The sequence below is a fragment of the Prevotella sp. oral taxon 313 genome (genome assembly GCF_003043935.1).
GTDB classification, from domain to species: Bacteria; Bacteroidota; Bacteroidia; order Bacteroidales; family Bacteroidaceae; genus Prevotella; species Prevotella jejuni.
Genome location: NZ_PYXE01000001.1, coordinates 1,197,719 through 1,217,016, shown reverse-complemented (window position 1 = coordinate 1,217,016; position 19,298 = coordinate 1,197,719). Strand labels below are relative to the sequence as shown.

Annotated in this window: 14 protein-coding genes; 9 read left to right on the top strand and 5 right to left on the bottom strand. The window is 40.3% G+C overall.

The window, feature by feature from the left end; genetic code table 11:
- Positions 1-78 precede the first annotated feature (78 nt).
- The 7 genes from gcvH (at position 79) to AXF23_RS04660 (ending at position 9,341) form a co-directional block, all read left to right on the top strand.
- On the top strand, positions 79-459 hold the full coding sequence (gene gcvH / locus AXF23_RS04690; RefSeq protein WP_107624471.1) for a glycine cleavage system protein GcvH: 381 nt from the start codon (positions 79-81) through the stop codon (positions 457-459).
- A 129-nt stretch (positions 460-588) separates the two neighbouring features.
- Positions 589-1,899 (top strand): aminomethyl-transferring glycine dehydrogenase subunit GcvPA, encoded by a 1,311-nt coding sequence (gene gcvPA / locus AXF23_RS04685; RefSeq protein ID WP_107624470.1) that lies wholly within the window; start codon positions 589-591, stop codon positions 1,897-1,899.
- Between the two features lie 31 nt (positions 1,900-1,930).
- Positions 1,931-3,421 carry an aminomethyl-transferring glycine dehydrogenase subunit GcvPB gene (gcvPB, locus tag AXF23_RS04680; RefSeq protein WP_009010623.1) on the top strand — a complete coding sequence of 497 codons (1,491 nt, stop codon included), beginning with the start codon at positions 1,931-1,933 and terminating at the stop codon, positions 3,419-3,421.
- Between the two features lie 331 nt (positions 3,422-3,752).
- The gene (gene lpdA, locus AXF23_RS04675) at positions 3,753-5,117 is read left to right on the top strand and encodes a dihydrolipoyl dehydrogenase (RefSeq protein WP_107624469.1); all 1,365 of its coding nucleotides are present in this window, start codon (positions 3,753-3,755) and stop codon (positions 5,115-5,117) included.
- A 1,604-nt stretch (positions 5,118-6,721) separates the two neighbouring features.
- Positions 6,722-7,327, top strand: coding sequence for a riboflavin synthase (locus tag AXF23_RS04670; RefSeq protein ID WP_009010620.1), 606 nt, complete (start codon positions 6,722-6,724; stop codon positions 7,325-7,327).
- 255 nt (positions 7,328-7,582) lie between these two features.
- The gene (locus tag AXF23_RS04665) at positions 7,583-8,656 is read left to right on the top strand and encodes a sensor histidine kinase (protein ID WP_089366141.1); all 1,074 of its coding nucleotides are present in this window, start codon (positions 7,583-7,585) and stop codon (positions 8,654-8,656) included.
- Positions 8,631-9,341, top strand: coding sequence for a LytR/AlgR family response regulator transcription factor (locus tag AXF23_RS04660; protein WP_089366140.1), 711 nt, complete (start codon positions 8,631-8,633; stop codon positions 9,339-9,341). The genes AXF23_RS04665 and AXF23_RS04660 overlap by 26 nt, the downstream gene beginning before the upstream one ends.
- Positions 9,342-10,117: 776 nt before the next feature.
- On the opposite strand, the gene trmB is transcribed toward AXF23_RS04660, so the two are convergent.
- A complete protein-coding gene (gene trmB, locus AXF23_RS04655) occupies positions 10,118-10,915 on the bottom strand; it encodes a tRNA (guanosine(46)-N7)-methyltransferase TrmB (RefSeq protein WP_089366139.1) in 798 nt (265 codons plus the stop codon).
- Between the two features lie 134 nt (positions 10,916-11,049).
- Between trmB and AXF23_RS04650 the strand changes: the two genes are divergently transcribed.
- Together AXF23_RS04650 and AXF23_RS04645 are read left to right on the top strand one after the other, a co-directional pair.
- A complete protein-coding gene (locus AXF23_RS04650; RefSeq protein WP_107624468.1) occupies positions 11,050-11,844 on the top strand; it encodes a Cof-type HAD-IIB family hydrolase in 795 nt (264 codons plus the stop codon).
- Positions 11,845-11,914: 70 nt separating this feature from the next.
- Positions 11,915-12,547 (top strand): cation diffusion facilitator family transporter, encoded by a 633-nt coding sequence (locus AXF23_RS04645; RefSeq protein ID WP_009010614.1) that lies wholly within the window; start codon positions 11,915-11,917, stop codon positions 12,545-12,547.
- 900 nt (positions 12,548-13,447) lie between these two features.
- Here the strand turns inward: AXF23_RS04645 and AXF23_RS04640 are convergent.
- From AXF23_RS04640 to AXF23_RS04615, 4 genes are all read right to left on the bottom strand, one after another.
- Entirely contained in the window at positions 13,448-13,903 is a 456-nt protein-coding gene (locus AXF23_RS04640; RefSeq protein ID WP_107624467.1) for an HU family DNA-binding protein, read from the bottom strand.
- A 492-nt stretch (positions 13,904-14,395) separates the two neighbouring features.
- Positions 14,396-15,952 (bottom strand): hypothetical protein, encoded by a 1,557-nt coding sequence (locus tag AXF23_RS04635; RefSeq protein WP_089366135.1) that lies wholly within the window; start codon positions 15,950-15,952, stop codon positions 14,396-14,398.
- A gap of 32 nt (positions 15,953-15,984) precedes the next feature.
- Positions 15,985-16,197 carry a hypothetical protein gene (locus AXF23_RS04630; protein WP_102048229.1) on the bottom strand — a complete coding sequence of 71 codons (213 nt, stop codon included), beginning with the start codon at positions 16,195-16,197 and terminating at the stop codon, positions 15,985-15,987.
- A 1,319-nt stretch (positions 16,198-17,516) separates the two neighbouring features.
- Complete coding sequence (locus AXF23_RS04615; protein WP_089366827.1) at positions 17,517-19,181, bottom strand: AMP-binding protein; 1,665 nt, start codon at positions 19,179-19,181, stop codon at positions 17,517-17,519.
- Positions 19,182-19,298: the final 117 nt, after the last annotated feature.

The window sequence follows — 19,298 nt, the reverse complement described above, 5'->3', positions numbered from 1 at the left end:
GAGTGACTATACATAATATCAATATAATCCGTCCCGCTTATATAAGATAACTAATAAACAATCATAAACATACATATTATGGCAAAAGTAATTGAAGGACTCTATTATTCTGAGTCACACGAATTTGTTAAAGTAGTAGGTAACATTGGGTATATTGGAATTACCGATTATGCACAGCACGCATTAGGTAATGTTGTCTATGTGGATATGCCTGATGTTGATGACGACATTGAAATAGACGATGACTTCGGAGCTATTGAAAGCGTGAAAGCCGCTTCCGACCTCAAAGCCCCTGTTTCTGGTAAGGTCATTGAAGTAAATGAGAGCTTGGAGGATGAGCCAGGTTTGCTGAACAAAGACGCTTACGAAAACTGGATCATAAAGGTTGAACTGTCAGACACAGCTGAACTCAAGAACCTTATGGATGCAAAAGCATACGAGGAGTTCTGCGCTGAGTAAAGTCCTATAACACCACACGTGGGCGTTTATAGGTACTGAATAGCTGAAGAGAAGAACAGCCTATCCTCACTTATAAACGCTCACCTCCTTAATATAACAGCCTACACTAACCTAATCAGTCCTAAACAAATGATTCATAAATTCTTACCTCATACAAGTGAGGATATCCAACAGATGCTTGAACGTGTCGGCATAAAGAACCTTAATGAGTTTTATGCAGAGGTACCAGAGAGTATCCGTTTTAAGGGAGACTATGACCTCCCTGACACGATGAGCGAGTTAGAAATACGCAAGTTCTTCGAGAAACTCGGTCAAAAGAACAATAAACTGACTTGCTTTGCAGGTGGTGGAGTGTACGACCATTATGCTCCAAGCGTTATCAATCACCTTCTAAGTCGCTCTGAGTTCTTAACTTCATATACACCTTATCAGGCTGAAATATCACAAGGTACACTCCATTATATATTTGAGTTCCAAAGTATGATGGCAGAACTTACAGGTATGGACATTGCCAATGCATCCATGTATGAAGGCACTACAGCCACTGCTGAGGCTATGATGGTGGCTTTTGATAATGCGAAAAAAGCTGATACAGTGCTCTATTCTGAAACGTTGTGCAAGAATATCATTGGTGTATTAAAAACATACGCACACTTCCATGGCATCAAACTGGAAGCCATCAAGGCCGTTGATGGTGTAACATCACATGCCGACTTAGAGGCAAGGATGCAAGAAGGGGGTGTAGCTGGTGTCATCGTACAGCAGCCTAACCGATATGGAATCATTGAAGATTTCACAGGCTTTGCAGACACCTGTCATAATAAGAAAGCACTATTCATCATTAATAGTGTTGCTGCCGACCTCGCCTTACTAAAGACTCCAAAGGAGTGGAATGCGGACATTGCTGTCGGTGATATTCAAAGTCTTGGATTACCAATGGGCTTTGGTGGACCTTACGCAGGTTATATGTGTTCAACAGAAAAGCTTATGCGTAAACTCCCAGGACGTATCGTTGGTAAGACAGTGGATAGTCGTGGTCAACGCGTATTTGCCCTTACTTTGCAAGCACGTGAGCAGCATATCCGTCGACAGAAGGCTACTTCCAATATCTGTTCTAACCAGAGTTTGATGGCTCTTTATGCTACTATCTACATGAGCATAATGGGAAAAGAAGGCCTGAAAGAGGCAGCACAGATAAGTTACGATGCTGCTCATTATCTTTGCGAGCAACTCCTTAACTCTAAAAGAGTTAAACTTGTTTACGACAAGCCTTTCTTTAACGAGTTCCTTGTGCATGTTGAAGACCGCGACAAGTTCTTCGATAAAGCTATACAGCAGGGTATTCTCCCAGGAATAAAGGTTGATGATGACAAACTCCTTATTGCCGTTACAGAGAAACGAACTAAAGAGGAGATTGACACACTCGTCGGATTATTATAGTAACACCATGTCTTTCTAAATCTAAACAACAATGAACAATAAACTATATGGCAATCTGATTTTTGAGTTATCACACCCAGGAAGACGTGCTTACAGCCTCCCAGAAAATCAATTTGGACATCATCCTCTACCCGATTTCTGCAAGAGAGAGAAGGATGCTGAGCTACCAGAATGTGACGAGATGACCGTTGTGCGCCATTATACTAACCATAGCGAAAACAACTTTGGTGTAGACAATGGGTTCTATCCATTGGGCTCTTGCACCATGAAATATAATCCTGTCATTAACGAAGAGGTCGCATCTATGGCTTCATTCACAGACTTGCATCCTCATCAACCTATTGAAACAGTGCAAGGAGCATTGGAAGTGGAGTATAATATCCAGCGTGCACTTGCTTCTATCACAGGTATGGCTGACGTCACACTCAATCCATACGCCGGTGCACATGGCGAACTTACGGGTTTGATGCTCATTGCTTCTTATCATCAGCAGCGTGGTGACAAGAAACGTACAAAGGTTATTGTACCTGACTCTGCGCACGGAACTAACCCTGCATCAGCCGCTGTTTGTGGATTAGAAATAGTAGAGGTAAAGAGTACATCGGATGGTCTTGTTGATGTAAACGACTTAAAACCACTCTTAGGTGACGACATTGCAGGAATGATGATGACCAATCCTAACACGTTAGGACTATTCGAGAAAGATATTCCTGAGATTGCTAAGCTCATTCATGAGTGTGGTGGTTTACTCTACTATGATGGTGCTAACCTCAATCCACTGTTAGGGGCAGCACGCCCAGGAGACATGGGCTTTGATGTTATCCACCTCAATCTCCATAAGACATTCTCAACCCCTCATGGCGGAGGTGGACCAGGCGCAGGCCCTGTTGGTGTTTGTGAGAAACTGATACCATTCCTTCCAAAGCCACATGTAAGCAAGACAAAGGACGGTTTTGTCATTGAAGACTCAGAGAATACAGAAGAGTTCTCAACAGCAAACATCCGTATCAGTGGTTATCTCGGTAATTTCCTCGTTATCCTCCGTGCCTATACATATATCCTCACACTTGGCAAGAAGCATATAAAAGAGGTGGGACCGTTTGCAACACTGAATGCTAACTATATCAAGGAATGTCTGAAGGATGATTATGAACTTCCTATTGACACACTTTGTAAACATGAGTTTGTATTCGATGGCTTGAAGGACAAGAGTACAGGAGTTACGACAATGGATGTAGCTAAACGCTTGCTCGACTATGGTTATCATGCCCCAACAATCTATTTCCCACTTCTGTTCCATGAGGCAATGATGATTGAGCCTACCGAAACAGAGAGCAAAGACACGATTGATGGATTTATCGAAGTGATGCATATCATTGCCAAAGAGGCTCGTGAAAACCCAGAGTTAGTTAAAGGAGCACCTTACAACACTCCTATCGGACGTGTGGATGATGTGCTTGCTGCCAAGCATCCTATTCTTACTTATCGTCAACTTATCAACGACACAGAAGAGAGTGTATAGAAATAGGAGTACTGTTTGGTAAATAAATCTCGCAGATGTTAGTCGATATCGGCATTAGCCACCTTATTATATTATACTAATAGTGGCCCGCACAACTCTCTTCGAGCGATGTGCTCACATTCTGCATGTGTGTTGCGTATAGCAAACACGACAGGAACGTAGACTTAACACCATGTAAGATAAGTACATCGCGGAAGTAAGATGTTAGTAGAAAAAGGGAACTACTACCGAAGTCTAACATGCGAAAAGATATCCTTATTAAAGTGTTATCAGCCAACAGTAAACATAAAACTATACATTAAACACTGTAACTCTATAATAGAGACTGAATATGAAAAAGACAAAACTATTAATAATCGGTTCGGGACCTGGCGGTTACCGGACCGCTTCCTATGCTGCACAAAACGGTTTAGAAGTAACGATTATCGAGAAAGGACAACCTGGTGGAACATGCCTTAACTCAGGTTGTATACCAACAAAGTGTCTTGCACATGACGCTGAAATACATCTCATTGGGTCTTCGCTTTACAACACACCTCCCCCACTCGATTTCACAAAAGTCATGGAGAGAAAAGAGGGAGTTATGGGTCAACTCCGAGATGGCGTAGAGGCATTATTAAGCCAACCTGGTATAACATTTATAAAAGGGGAAGCTCGCTTTGTTTCTGACCATGTTGTCGAAGTGAATGGCGAACAGATAGAGGCTGAGTATATCATCATTGCTACTGGTTCGCGCTCAAAGATGCCACCTTTCATGACTGAGGAAGACTTCTTGAAACAAGATGAAACAGCACAGAACATTGTTACCTCCACCGAACTACTCTCTATTCCAAAGCTTCCTAAGCGTCTTACCATCATAGGAGCAGGCGTGATAGGAATGGAGTTTGCGTCAGCCTTCTCTGCTTTTGGTAGTGAGGTTACTGTCATAGAGTTCATGAAGGAATGTCTCCCCCCTATTGATAGCGACATTGCAAAACGCTTGAGAAAGATATTAGAGAAGAGAGGTGTAACCTTCTATATGCAAAGTGCAGTTAAGAAGATTGTATCTCCTTCAGAAAGTGAACAAGCCCATACAACCGTAATATTTGATAAGAAGGGGAAAAAGACAAGCGTAGAAACCGACCTTGTATTGATTGCTACAGGTAGACAAGCTAATATCGACAATATTGGTCTTGAGTCAACTGGGATAGAAACAAATGGTAGAGGTGTTGTTGTAAACGACAATATGGAGACCAATATAAAAGGAATCTATGCCATTGGTGACGTTAATGCACGTCAAATGTTAGCTCATGCAGCAACATTCCAAGGGTTCCGTGCAGTCAATCATATACTTAAGAAGAAAGATGATATCCGCCTTGACATAATGCCATCTGCTATCTTCACCTATCCAGAAGCAGCTTGTGTCGGTAAGACTGAAGACCAATGCAAAGGCGAAGAGATTGCATACACAACTCGGAAAGGTTTCTATCGAGCTAATGGAAAAGCCCTAAGTATGGAAGAGACTGAAGGTATGATAAAGATTCTCTTTGCTGAAGACGGTACTATTCTCGGGGCTCATTGCTTTGGTGCACACTCTGCTGATCTTATTCAGGAGGTTGCGGCATTGATGAATTGTAACGCTAAGTTGGAACAGATACGTGACATCATTCACATTCATCCTACATTAGGTGAGATTCTTCAAGATGCACTTATTTAAGGTTCATCGGAATTTTCGAGTGATAGCTTAAATATTTCTTACAAACTTATAACTAATGAGCTAACCCCTATAAGAGGAGCTGTATGGTTAGTATTAACCTTTTATCAGCATCTTATAGGGGGCTAACTCTTTGATTACCTTCCCCACCCTTACTCCACCACAGTCAATACATATTGATCTTGAGAAAGGACGAAGGCTCTTGTCTGTGGCTCTACATGTGTACAAAATGTAGTATTACACAGTGTGAGACGAAAGTATCCTACTTCTTTCATCAGTATCTTCATAATGCAATCTCGGTACTCAACCCACATTTTGGAGGAATTATTAAAACCGCAAAATATCTTTACAAAGCATTACACTAAACCATCTCAAGACACGACTATACGCACTCTACAACAAAATATATAACATACAAGTAATCAATGTGTTACATACAGCATTAAAGAAGACGCCCCTCTTGCTCCAAGAAGGGCGTCTTCTATATGCAAGAAGGGCATATTCTTGAACAGAGAAGAGCCTCTTCTGTCATCATCTCCAGCCTCTTTCCGAAATAAGAGGAGCATGATTACCGAAAAATCTCTACAAATTCAGTCTCCATGGTTAGCGTTAATTGTCTATTTACCAAAAGTTTTATAGGGTTAACCTCGCATACTGCTCCACTCTTCATCACACCCTTCCAATCAGCGGCCGATAGTTCAGATAGAGGAGTAAGGCAGCTTTTATAGGACAAACCTCACTAATCAAATTACCCTTGCGAGGAAAGAGAAAGAAGAAAGACAAGTTGAGTGAATAGGGAAAGCATCAGTGGAAAAGCAAAGAAATTACTATCCTCTTTTACATTTATAAGCTATTTCATCACATATAACGGAACAACCTCTTTTAATATCAGAAGCGAAAACCACACAAGAACAGGCGCAAACATAAGACAAAGCTCGTACACCACTTTTAATATCAGAAGCGTAAGCCGCACAAGAAACAACTAAATATAAAGAAATAATATTCAAACAGTTAGTATCAAACAAACAACTAACAGGAAAGACTAAAAGCATCATTATGGCGTTCAATCCGCTCTATTTTCTACCAATTCTCCGCTCAAGACAGATTCCATCATTGGTATTAACGCCTGCGATTTACTATCAATAAAGTAATTACTTTTAAGTATAAAATGTTTGGAAGATAAAAATCTTTATACTAACTTTGCAGGCAGAAAGGATACGGACTTAGTCGTATCGATTCGATCGGGATAGTCATCAAATAAATTAGAAAACCCGAGATGACTTCTTTTGTTAATGGCGGGCCACATAAAACGCATCTTAGCGACTAAGCCGCAAGGCCAGTGGATTACAAAGACGAGGAGCTCTCTTATCATTGATACTCGGACTTTTCATCACATCGTCGATACGACTTTTCTATTTCCCATTTCTGATAAGAAGAGGGATTGAGGTGGGGTTCCAAAGTGGTACCTCACCTTTTTCAATTTTCAAAGTAACGAAATATGTACAACTTAATTTCCTATAAGGAGCCTGTGAATCAATAAAAAACTTCAAATAACACGCATATACGGGTTTACAAACATCTTACAGGAAATACAAAAAACTTTAGCTATGTTCTCAGGAATAGTAGAAGAAATGGCAATTCTTACAGGGATTGAACATGAACAAGAGAATATCCACTTCACTTTCAAATGTTCGTTTACGAAAGAATTGAAGATTGATCAAAGTATTGCTCACAATGGCGTGTGCCTCACGGTAGTACGTTTTCAAGACGACACTTATACGGTCACCGCAATGAAAGAGACTCTTGAACGTTCGAACTTAGGATTGCTTAAGGTGGGAGATCGTGTAAACATAGAGCGTTCTATGATTATGAATGGCAGATTAGACGGGCACATCGTACAAGGTCATGTAGACCAGACAGCCGAATGTATCAACATGGAAGATGCAGACGGAAGCACCTATTTCACCTTTAAATATCCTTACAAACGAGAGATGGCACAACGTGGCTATTTTACAGTAGACAAAGGCTCGGTTACAGTGAATGGTGTTTCACTCACCGTTTGTGAACCAACAGAAGATAGCTTTAAGGTTGCAATCATCCCTTACACACGTGAAAACACAAATTTTGCAGACATTTCTATTGGGTCAATCGTAAACATTGAGTTCGATATACTCGGCAAATATATTGCAAGATTAAACCGTTTATCACAATAGGTATTGTAAACATTTTTATTAGAATACGATTAGACTACCCTAAAAGATGAAAAACTAATATAGAAGAGGAGCTATTAAGTGTCTTTTAGGGTAGTTAGATTACAAAAAATAAGTTAATTAGTGGGCTTTTGTATATACATTATCATAGGTTAATGTAAATATTTCTCATATAATCTATCAATACATTTTATTTTACAAAAAGTTTTATTACCTTTGTTTGCAGATATAGATTATATAGACAAACAAAGGTAGTAAATGAGGAAACAAATAAACATATTCAAAAGCTTTTGGGGCCAAATAATTATTTGGGTTCCACTTTTCCTCATCCCCATCTTGTATGCACCGAGTGGACATACATCTTGGCAGAACGACCTTTCATTATATATAATCCCACTATCCATGATGGTTGTCGCATATATCAACTACTTTGTACTTGCCCCCATCTTACTGAAAGGACGTAAAAAGGAATTTTGGATAATTAATACTCTACTCATTGTATCCTTGTCTGTCATGCAACATGGATTGTTGTACTATACCTCAAGCGAGCAAGACTTACTGAGTTATCCATATCAGATATATGTAGAAAACAAGGAATTATACCCACACTTGTTCTTCATCATCCGTAACATCTTCAATTTAAGCATCTGTGCTGGTGTTGCCACCTCAATACAGATGGCACAAAGATGGTCGAAAGCTGAAAAGGAGAAGCGTGAGGCAGAGACCGCAATGACAAAAGCCGAGTTGGTAAACCTACGTCAACAAGTCAATCCTCATTTCTTGCTTAACACAATGAATAATATCTATGCGCTAACAGCCTTTGACACCGAAAAGGCACAAAAGGCGATTATAGACCTATCAAAGATGTTAAGGCATATTCTCTACGACAATCAACAACCATACGTATGCTTAAAAGAAGAGGTAGAGTTCTTACACAACTACGTTGATTTAATGATGATACGTATACCAGAGAATGTGGAGATTAAACGTCAGTGTAACATTCCTTCTAACTGTAACATACATGTTGCTCCGATGATATTTATCTCACTCTTGGAGAATGCCTTTAAACATGGAATTAGTCCAGAGCACAAGAACTTTATCCATATAAGGTTAGATGCAAATAATGAAAAGATTGTTTTCTCTATAGAAAACAGTAATTACCCTAAGGAAGAAGCCGAAAGAAACGGCCACGGAATAGGTCTAAAACAAGTAGAACGACGCCTTGAACTTGCCTATCCGGGTAAATACAAATGGGAAAAAGGATATGATAGTAACAGAAAAATATATTCAACAAAAATAATCATTTATGACACTAAACTGTATAATCATTGACGACGAACCTTTAGCAGCGGATTTGCTTGCGAGCTATGCAAAGAAAACACTATTCCTAAACCTTATTGGCGTTTTCAATAGTGCTGTAGAAGGCGTAAAAGCCATCCGTGAGAATAGGGTTGACCTCATATTCTTAGATATTCAGATGCCTGAACTTAGTGGACTTGAATTTGCTAAGATTCTACCTAAGGAAACTAAGATTATTTTCACAACTGCATTTAGTCAGTATGCGATTGATGGTTACAAAGCAAATGCTATAGACTATCTGATGAAGCCTATCAGCTATGATGATTTCTTAGATGCGTCTAACAGAGCATTGGATTGGTTCCAGACTACACATCAGGCAGAGAACGCCTCGACAGACCGCTTTATATTTGTAAAGAGCGAATATAAGCTGGTTAAGATTATGTTTGATGACATTCTCTATATAGAAGGAGTAAAAGATTATGTTAAGATTTATCTTAATAATGACCATAAGCCTATCATGACACTGATGAACATGAAGAAGATAGAGGAGTCACTCCCTAAGCCAGAGTTTATGCGCATTCATCGTTCTTATATCGTGCACATGAAGAAGATTGATGGAATCGACCGTTTCCGTATTGTTATCGGTGATGCTATTCTACCAATCTCTGATAGCTATAAGACAATCCTTCAAGATTATCTTGACGGACACACATTATAAGTTTAATCTAAAAACTTTTATACATATAAAAGACATCAGCTTCAATCTACTGCTTCAGCACAGATAGGAGTTGGTGTCTTTTAGTTTATTGATCCCATAATCAACTGTATGCAAGAGGCTATTAATGTTTACTCAAAGTAAGTCCATTGCGTAAAAGTAACCTCTTATTACACACCAATTTCTTGAAGAAGATTTTAAGATCGCACATTCCCCCACCCTTTTACACAATGTCATTTCCCCCGAATATCATCTACGAAAAGGTCAATTCTTTTGTGACAAATGATTAAGCTGAAATTAGAATATATTCTGCAAAAAAGAGTTCTACGACAGACAAACAAGATATAGTTTGTTAGCAGGAAACTTGTCCACTAAAGAAAACACACGAGAGGTAATATGCAAAAGAAAAAAGATTAGGGATTATATCTTTTATCCCTTATGAAAAACAATTATTCTACACCTGAATAAGTGTTTTATCACTAACCGACAAAATTCTTAAAAATAATTTTGCTGTCATATCTGTCATCATTCATAGGCTCATAACTATCTCGTTTACAGAGTAAATAAGCGAAATGTTAAATATGACAGCAAAATGAATTTAAACTTTTCTTGTTATATAGAGTATCGTTTCTATCTTGTTTCAGAAAGATTTATCACTCTTTACTCTGCATGTCCTGACATTGATAAAACATGGAAAATAAACATATACCAAGAAATATCATCAGCTCCTAAGGCATGTAGGACAAGACGCCATTGGTAGTCAAAAGGAAACCTTCTTATTATTTACTCGTAGATAAGCTACTACGTTTCGTACGCTTAAACGAGCGATAATCGTCAAGTTCTATTTCAACATCTGGTTCTACCAGTTCTCCTTCTCTCGGTAGCTGGAATTTCATATACTTAATATTCAATCCACGCTCAATCCATTGATTCTCATAATAAGTATGAATACCAAGAATCTCACGTGTCTTCTCGTCCATCTGAGAATCAGTCACACCCTTTTCACCTAATTCATTGTTATACAAATCTTCCGTACGATATAAGACAGGTAGTTTGTTCACATTGACCATGTATGTGGTGTATGTAAAAAGGAAATTAGAATCTGTCTTCAGATGGACCAACCCGCCATCAACCAAGAACCGACGATAACGATTCATGAAGAAAGTAGAAGTAAGACGCTTATTTACATTCTTCATCTGTGGATCTGAGAAAGTAAGCCATATCTCCTGCACTTCATCTTCACTGAAAAAGCGGTCGATAATTTCGATACTTGTACGTAGAAAGGCTACATTATCCAATCCTTCATTCAAAGCCTGCTTTGCTCCCGTATAAATACGAGCACCTTTAATATCAACACCGATGAAATTAATATTTGGATAGACACGTGCTAATCCAACAGTATATTCACCTTTACCACATCCTAATTCGAGGACAATCGGGTTGTCATTATGGAAATACTGCTCTCGCCAATGTCCCCGCATCTCAAACGGAACTTCACTAACAACGCTATAAGGGTATTGGAAAACGTTCTTAAACGTTTCCATTTCTGCAAATTTCTGTAACTTACCTTTACTCATAGTGCAAAGGTACAACAAAAATAAGGAACAGGCTGTAAGGAGAAGAATTTAATTTATTTAGACTGACTGTATAACCATTATTTTATCTCATTACAAGATATTTTTGTATCTTTGTACACCAAAAGAGATTCATCATGGCAATAAAAGCTGCATTCTTCGATATAGACGGAACATTAGTATCCTTCCAATCACATCAGATTCCAGCCTCCACAATACAGGCTATCGAACAAGCAAAGGAACAAGGTGTGAAGATATTCATTTCTACAGGTCGCCCTGTAGCGATTATAAATAATATCGACTCTATTCGTCATCTCATCGACGGATATATCACTTTCAATGGGGCAAGAACTTTCATTGACGACAAGGATATTACGCTTATGCCCATACCAGAAAACGAGGTGAGAGCTATGCTTGACGATGCAAGTCGACGTGACTATTCTGTTTTGGTATGTGGTAGAACTGATGTGGCACTTTACAATCATAAACATATCTTTGATGAGATATTCGTCCAAGACTTGAATGTGAACAATATAGACATCCACAAACCTGTAGAACCGCTGCTCTATCAACCAGTCTTACAACTTACCCCTTTCTTCAGTGAGGAAGAAGAGAAAGGTATTTTACCTTTCATGCCACATTGCACATCAGCACGTTGGCATCCAAGTTTTACTGACATAACCTTACAAGGAGCTGACAAGGGGAATGCTTTAAGGCAAATGGCAAAGCATCTTGGACTGAGTTTGGAAGAATGTATCGCCTTTGGTGATGGTGGAAACGATATCAGTATCCTACAAACAGCAGGTATCGGAGTAGCAATGGGAAATGCGAATGACAGCGTAAAGGCCGTGGCTGACTATATAACAACAAGTGTTGACAATGACGGAATACGCAATGCCTTTACGCATTTTGGTGTCATCAAACATTCATAAACAAAGCTTATAACATTCAGACGCCAGTATTGATGTAAACAAATTCTAAACATAGGAAATAAAGAAAATAATGTCAAATAACATAGAACGTTCTTCACAAGAGAAGCGTACAGCCTTTGTGGTAATCTTTGCCTTCTGTGTAATGATTGCCGAAGTAATAGTGGGACTATCTTCCCATTCTATGGCACTCTTCGCAGATGGTGTACACATGGGTTCACACGTGTTGGTTATCGGACTTAACTGGGCTGCTTACATACTCGTGCGCCGATTGGAGAACAAGGGAACAACTCATTATGACACAGAGAAAATACTGAACCTATCGGCTTTTACAAGTGGTATTCTATTGATTCTTATGGCTATCTTTATAATCGTAGAGGCAGTAGAACGATTCACTGCTGAGAGGGAGATTCTCAACTACGAACTTGCACTTATCACAGCTGGTATAGGTTTAGTGGCAAATACGATTAGTGCTTCTGTACTTCATGGACACGATGGCACAACGGATTACAACAGTCATGCTGCTTATCTCCACGTCCTCTCAGACGCATTAACAGAGATTGGGGCTATCATAGGAATACTCTGCGCAATGTTTTGGCATATCACATGGATAGACTCGGCTGTAGCTGTAATAAGTGCGTTGGTCGTTCTTCGCTGGGCTAAAAGACTACTATGGGATACGGGGAGATCGCTTACAAAGGCATAAACCTACCCTTCTCTGTAAAAAGAAAGGTTCTTCTGAAATATGGAGTTATTTGTTAAAGCTCCTATATTATAAAGCATACAGAAATACGGAAAGGGATGCCCTTATCACTCAAAACATCTGAAGAGTCTTCTTTTTCTCACAGAGTTACACAGAAGAACAGATTTTACAAAGGTACACAGAGACATTAAGTCAACCGATGACACAGAGCATTACTGCTCACGTTAAAGGAAGCGGCCCCTCCCCCCAACCCCTCCCCCGCAGGGAAGGGGCGTAGTATGTGAGGTTACCCCTATAGAGCTGCTGATAAGAGGATAGAACGAAGCGTACACCCTCATTATAGGGGCATCTCAGTGATCACACCCCTTCCCTTCGGGGGAGGGGTTGGGGGGAGGGGCCTCTCTCTCTCATGTTCTCCTTTTTCTCTCACAGAACTACACAGAAGAACAGATTTCACAAAGGCACACAGAGACATCAAGTCAACCGATAACACAGAACGATATAACCAAAATTAGCAGAAAGGCTCTGTGACATCTGTCGTCGCTTGCCGGCGTTTGTGGGTTCTCCCTGTGAGCAGAAAGGCTTCTGTTCATCTGTGAAAATCTGTGAGAAAAAATTCAACGAGCTACCACAAAAAACTTGCCCCATGACACCAACCATGGTGCCAGGGGCAAGAAACGAAAATTAAATTACCGATGTATCGTCATTGATATCACATCAATGCCTTCCCGCTGGAAACATAATTAAAACTAAATTAATCAATTCAGTATTATTAAAACCGAACTTGTTTCTTTTCTTGAATATTGGCCTTATTAGGCTCATTAGCCTTATTAGCCTCATTAGGCCTTATTAGCCTTATTGGCCCTATTGGCCTCATTAGCCCTATTAGCCCAATATCCTTTCCTATCCTTGGCCCGCTACTGGGCCATTTCCTCCTCCGTTCTTTTTCTTATCCTCCTTTTTCTTGTCCTTGTCTGCTTCCTCCTTCTTCCTCACCGACTCGTAGGAGTTTGCGGCAAGTTCTCGCTTCAATTCTCCGCCAGGCGTGAAGACAACACGAGGCTTAATGGTTGCGGTCTTAAAGTCCTCTTCCTTTTCTGCTCCTTTGCTCGACAGTGTGACACGCATCGAGCCAAACTCGCCCAACTGAATGCTGAAACCATCACGGAGATAATGGGGCAGACAGTCGATAAAGTTATACAACACGTTCGACACATCACCACGAGTCAAGGACGAACGCCCCGCAATGTCACGTGCAATGTCGTCGAGCGACTTGTGCCCAAGGTTAACAGGGTTAGCATAAAACTTTACTTCTTCCCGCTTCTGCGGATTTTTCTTTGGTACTAAACGAATTTTCATGATTCTTCGTGTTTAAAGTTATACATTAGATTCTTATTATCATAGCGTAGGGCAGCACGCCTCTGCAGCTTTCTTCGTGCTTCTTCATGCTGCCCCATTCTATTTTCTTGGTTTATTCCTCCCTTTCATCGTCTCTTCTTTTCTCCTTTCTGCACCCTCTTCCCGCCAGATGCGTATTCCCTTGCTGAGCAATGCGTATCTACGTGCCGTTAGATGCGGTGAGCGTTGCTGCTGAATGCGGTGAGCGCTGCTGTTAGATACGCATCTAACAGCTACGCAATGCGTATCTACGAGTAGCTAAATACGCATCCGCCAACACGTAGATACGGTGAGCGCAGCGACGGAATACGCATTTAGCAGAAGCCTTGTCCGTTAGGCACTCCCTCCCTTCGAGGAAAGTTGGGCAGAGGTCCTTTTTCGTCGAACGCCTTACAGCGGTGCTTAAGGTATCGCCTTTTAGAGGGCGATACCTGCAAAAAGCAATCGCAAGGACTACTCGAATAACGCCTCCGCCCATAACCCGGTGGTGCGGTCGGTTGCGCCCACGAAGAGGATACCACTTCCGAAGTACAGGATGTACGCATTGTTTCTGTAGCGCGTAGGAGCACTCGACAACCAATATCGGCCAACGTTGCCAACATTGTGCAGCTGACCAGAGACGTAGGCACCCAAGGCGGGCAGATAGAAGTAATTACCAGCATCGGCTGCGGAAGGAAGAGTATAAGAGATAGACCCGATGTTTCCTGATACTATATCTGTTCGCCAATCGTTTCCGTCTACTGCGGTGTTAGGATTGTATCCGCTTATATTTGCTTTCTTCTTAAACCACATGCCACCTTTATATAAGCGACCCATTGTTGTCCATAATTCGTCTGCGTCCCAACGTGGTTCGCCCTTTGCGACGTACCATGTCATCTCGTTAACGTTGGGAAGGTCTTTACATGATGTGTGGGTAGCTTTATTATCTGCACCGTAAGTAAATGATTCGTTGTAGTAACGTGAGTCTGCGTTACTCTTAGCGTAATCATTTGAGGTTGTTGCGCCTGTAAGACCTTGGCTGAGTGTTGGCTGGCTACCACCAAGGCTCCATTCGTGCCCCTTCCAGTACTGTTCCTGTGCGTCCCACATATAATAATGGTCGCCATCGTAAACACGTACGTCAAGGTTAGCAGTGATATTGTAATACTTATTTTGGTCGTAGGTAGCTGATGGTAATGTCTTCGTTATAGTTCCCTCTATACCAGTTGCAACGTCCTTCAGCCAATAACGGATCTTGAGTATGTGCGTACCTGGCTTTATTACGACGTATGCACCGTTGGTAGCTGCGCTTAAAGGAAAGCCATTAGCGTAAGTTCCGCTACCACCTGTTGAAACGATAATCTGTTTGCCTGTCCCTGTGCCCGTTAGTTCGCCTGTTGTTGGGTTGAGTGTGTAAGTACTGGTAATGTCGTTGTCAGAATTAACCTCTACCTTAGTCAAGTAGCAGCCCTGTAAAATTGTGTTGCTGGTACGTGGCAAGAAGAGAAGGTAAGCTGCCTTATGGTCGAGTGTAAAAGCAAAACCATTCTTTGCATTTGACCATGCAGCATCTGCCATACCACAATCGCCTGCTGTACCAAAATGAGCTGTAGTGTTTGGCTCTGCTTGACTCTGGTTAGCAACGATTGAGACTTGATCTTGATTACCATTCTTACCAGGATAATAAACCTTATAGGTGTTGTCTTTAGTAAACTTGCCAGGCACTTTAAACTTAAAGTAGGCTGTCTTTTCTGTTGGAGCATTGCTGCTTTGCTGCCATGCACCATTATCATCTTTAACCCAAATCTTATCGCCAGATTCCCAATAGAACGTACCATTGCTTTCCATAGATGTACGGGTTGCTGGGTCGCCTGTTGAGAAAGTTGTTAGGCTTACATCGTAATCTTTGCCATTTGAGTTCTGCGCTATTTCTTCATTGGCACAAGAAGCAAAAGCCAAGGTGATACCAAATACGAGTGCCAAAGAATTTAAACGTGATGCGAATGAATGCTGTTTCATTGTTTTCTTCATTTTTCGTTGTTCTTTTAGTTTATTACTTTCTGTTAGTCTTTCCATGCTGGAGTTTCGTCCACATCTTCGTCCTCGTCTTCGTCCATCCAATCAAATGCTTTCTTGGCATCTCCTGATGTACCACCTGGTTGTGCAGGGTTATGCTGACCCGGGTAAGACGTATCCATCAAACAAGTGGTTTCACTTACCTGAACTGTTTCACACTCTGGTGCAGAATAGTTCTTCTTTTGTTTCTTTTTCTCCATTGTTTTATCAATTAAAATAGTTATTATTTCGTGCTTAATTTCTTCTTATTTCGTTTACGTAGGGACACAAAAAAGCGAACAAAGGAAACTCCGAAAAGTCCTTTGTTTACAGGGGTTGCACGGCACGCCTCGCGCGCGTATGCGAGAAGAAAAAAGTGAGGAGGTTAGGCCTGGCCTATATGAGAGAGAGAGAGAGAGAGAGAGAGAGTACAAAATTATTTGGAACTACCAAATAATTTGCGATATTTTTTTCGTCTTTCTTCGTTAAAGAATCTAACGCAGCACAAAGCACATCTGCGCCTTTATTTCCTAATAAAGTGCAAACATTTGCTGAATTAATATTCTTTATGACTCTCATCGTTATTACGAGTTAATTTTATTTTAACTGGCCGCAAAGGTAGTGAGAATATATGAAACAAACAAGAAATTAGCAAAAAAATATAAAAAAAGAAAGTGAATTATCGCTGTCCGTTTCCCCAGTCTCTATGTGGCTACTCAAAGAAACCTTGTATTGAGACATAACTCATAAGTAGAATTCTTATCATTGTTGCCAAGCCTGAGAAGCCCCTGGGTCTCTTTATTTTGTTCTTCACAAGTGTTACAGGCAGATTGGCTATAAGCGTAATCCATATTTTTGTTTTTATAGCATTCGCACTCTCTCCATAGAAGTATCTTAGAGGGAAATTCTGTTTTAATTACTTAAATAAAGTCTCTATTTGCCATCCTCTCTTATAGATAGGTATAATATCTTCTGCCGACATCTGAAAATCATTGGTCAGCAGAGATATTAATCTGATCTTCCCTTTCTTGGTCTTATCCTAATATGTGATTTTTCTTGCTTTATGGTAGATATCTTTTTCTCTGGTATTCTTTTTCTCACAGAGTTATACTGAAGAACAGATTTCACAAAAACAATTCAGAGGCGTTAAGCCAAACCGATAACACAGAGCGTTTCAGCTATTGTTGGGTGTTGGGTGTTAAATGTTAGGTGTTGATGGTTAGCAGAAAGGCTCTGTGATATCTATCGTCGCTTGCCGGCGTTTGTGGGTTCTCCCTGTTCGCAGAAAGGTTTCTGTTCATCTGTGAGAATCTGTGAGAAAGAAAATACCCAACAGGCTTCTTGTGTTCTAAAAATTTGTGAGAGACAAAAAGTTCAATGAGTTTTTCTTGTGTTTGTATTTCAAAATATTCAACTTATCTATACACAAAAGTAAGGAAACAAAATTGGGGATATACTTCTCCTTTTATCCATACGAACATTAAAGTCGGATAAAAGAGATGTATATCCCCAAACTCTGTCTATCTAATTTATCAAGAACTTATTCCGTGTACAAGAAGCGCTTGATAGATTTCTTTGGTGTCTTCTCAAACTCTTCTTCATGAATACGTATCTCTGAAACCTTACAATAGGCCGGTACAATAGCATTCAACTGTGTACGATTCTCTTCCATGATATTCTTAATATCGTCAGCATTAAGTCCTAAGTTCTGAGCTTCATCATAATCAGGATGTACCAAAGCTATAAGCTTCTCGCCACTCTGAATAACCAAGCATTCATTTACGAGAGGAAGAGAGTTTAACTTGTCTTCTATCTCTTCTGGATAGATGTTCTGCCCATTACTACCTAAAAGCATATTCTTCGAACGTCCTTTAATAAAGACATTCCCGTCTTGGTCCATCAGACCAAGGTCACCTGTATGGAACCATCCGTCCTTGTCGATTGTCTGACTTGTGGCTTCTTCGTTCTTATAATATCCTAAGAGGACATTAGGACCCTTGGTAAGAATTTCTCCTGGAATGTTCGTTGGATCAGGACTATCTATACGCACTTCTTGATGTAAGGCAGCTTGTCCACAAGAACCTTGCTTAAAGCTATGCCAATCACGATAACAAATAATTGGACCACACTCCGTTGCACCGTAACCTACCGTATACGGGAACTCTATACGACGTAAGAAAGATTCAATCTCACCATTGAGGGCTGCACCACCAATAATAATCTCATATAGATTACCACCAAATGCTTGATAAACTTGCTCACGTATTTTGGCACGTACCTTCTTATTAATAACTGGCATGTTAAGAAGCAAACGCATACGATTGTTCTGTATCTTTGGAAAGACCTTCTTACGAATAATCTTCTCTATGACCAATGGTACGGCAATCATGATTACTGGCTTAACTTCCTGCAAAGCTTGCGAAATAATTGCAGGAGAAGGTATGCGAGTTAGGTAATAGATATGAACACCTGAGAGGAACTCAAAGATAAACTCAAATGCCATTCCATACATGTGGGCCATCGGAAGGATACTGATGACATTATCGCCTGGCTTTATGATATTACCTAACACATGCTTTGCGAAATCAGCATTACTCCACAAAGAACGATAAGGAAGCATAACACCTTTTGAACGTCCTGTCGTTCCACTTGTGTAATTTATCAAAGCCAATTCATCTGGACTCTGTTCACGATAGTAATGGATATTTTCTTGACGGAAATACTTCGGATAACGACGCCCAAACTCCTCATTGAGATGTTCGCGTGCATAGGTTAATTTGTCTGTACGACTTACTACCAATGAATAATCAGGGATATAGATGATACCTTCCAACTTTGGCATCTTCATGGCGTCAACCTGTGTAACTACGACGTCACCAACAAAGAGTAGTTTTGCATCAGAGTGATTAACAATATTATGAATCTGCTCTGGCATAAACTCATGCAAGATAGGTACAGCTACTGCGCCATAGGTGAGTACGGCAAGAAAAGCAGCTGCCCATGCAGAAGAGTTCCTTCCACAAAGCGCTATCTTATCTCCTTGTTTAACACCACTTGCCTCAAACATAATGTGCAATTTCTCTATCTTTCTTGCAACATCATGATATTGGAGGGTCTTACCCTTATAATCGGTTAGAGCATCACGATCCCAAAATTCGATGATACTCTTCTCTATTAACTCATTAAAACTTGGAATCTTTTCCATTGCACAATATTTCAAACTCTGTGCAAAGATACATATTAATAAGCACATTTCAAAATATTATGTGCAGAAAAGTACAAAGATGAATTGAAAAGAAACATAAAAAGCGACGTGTCTAAA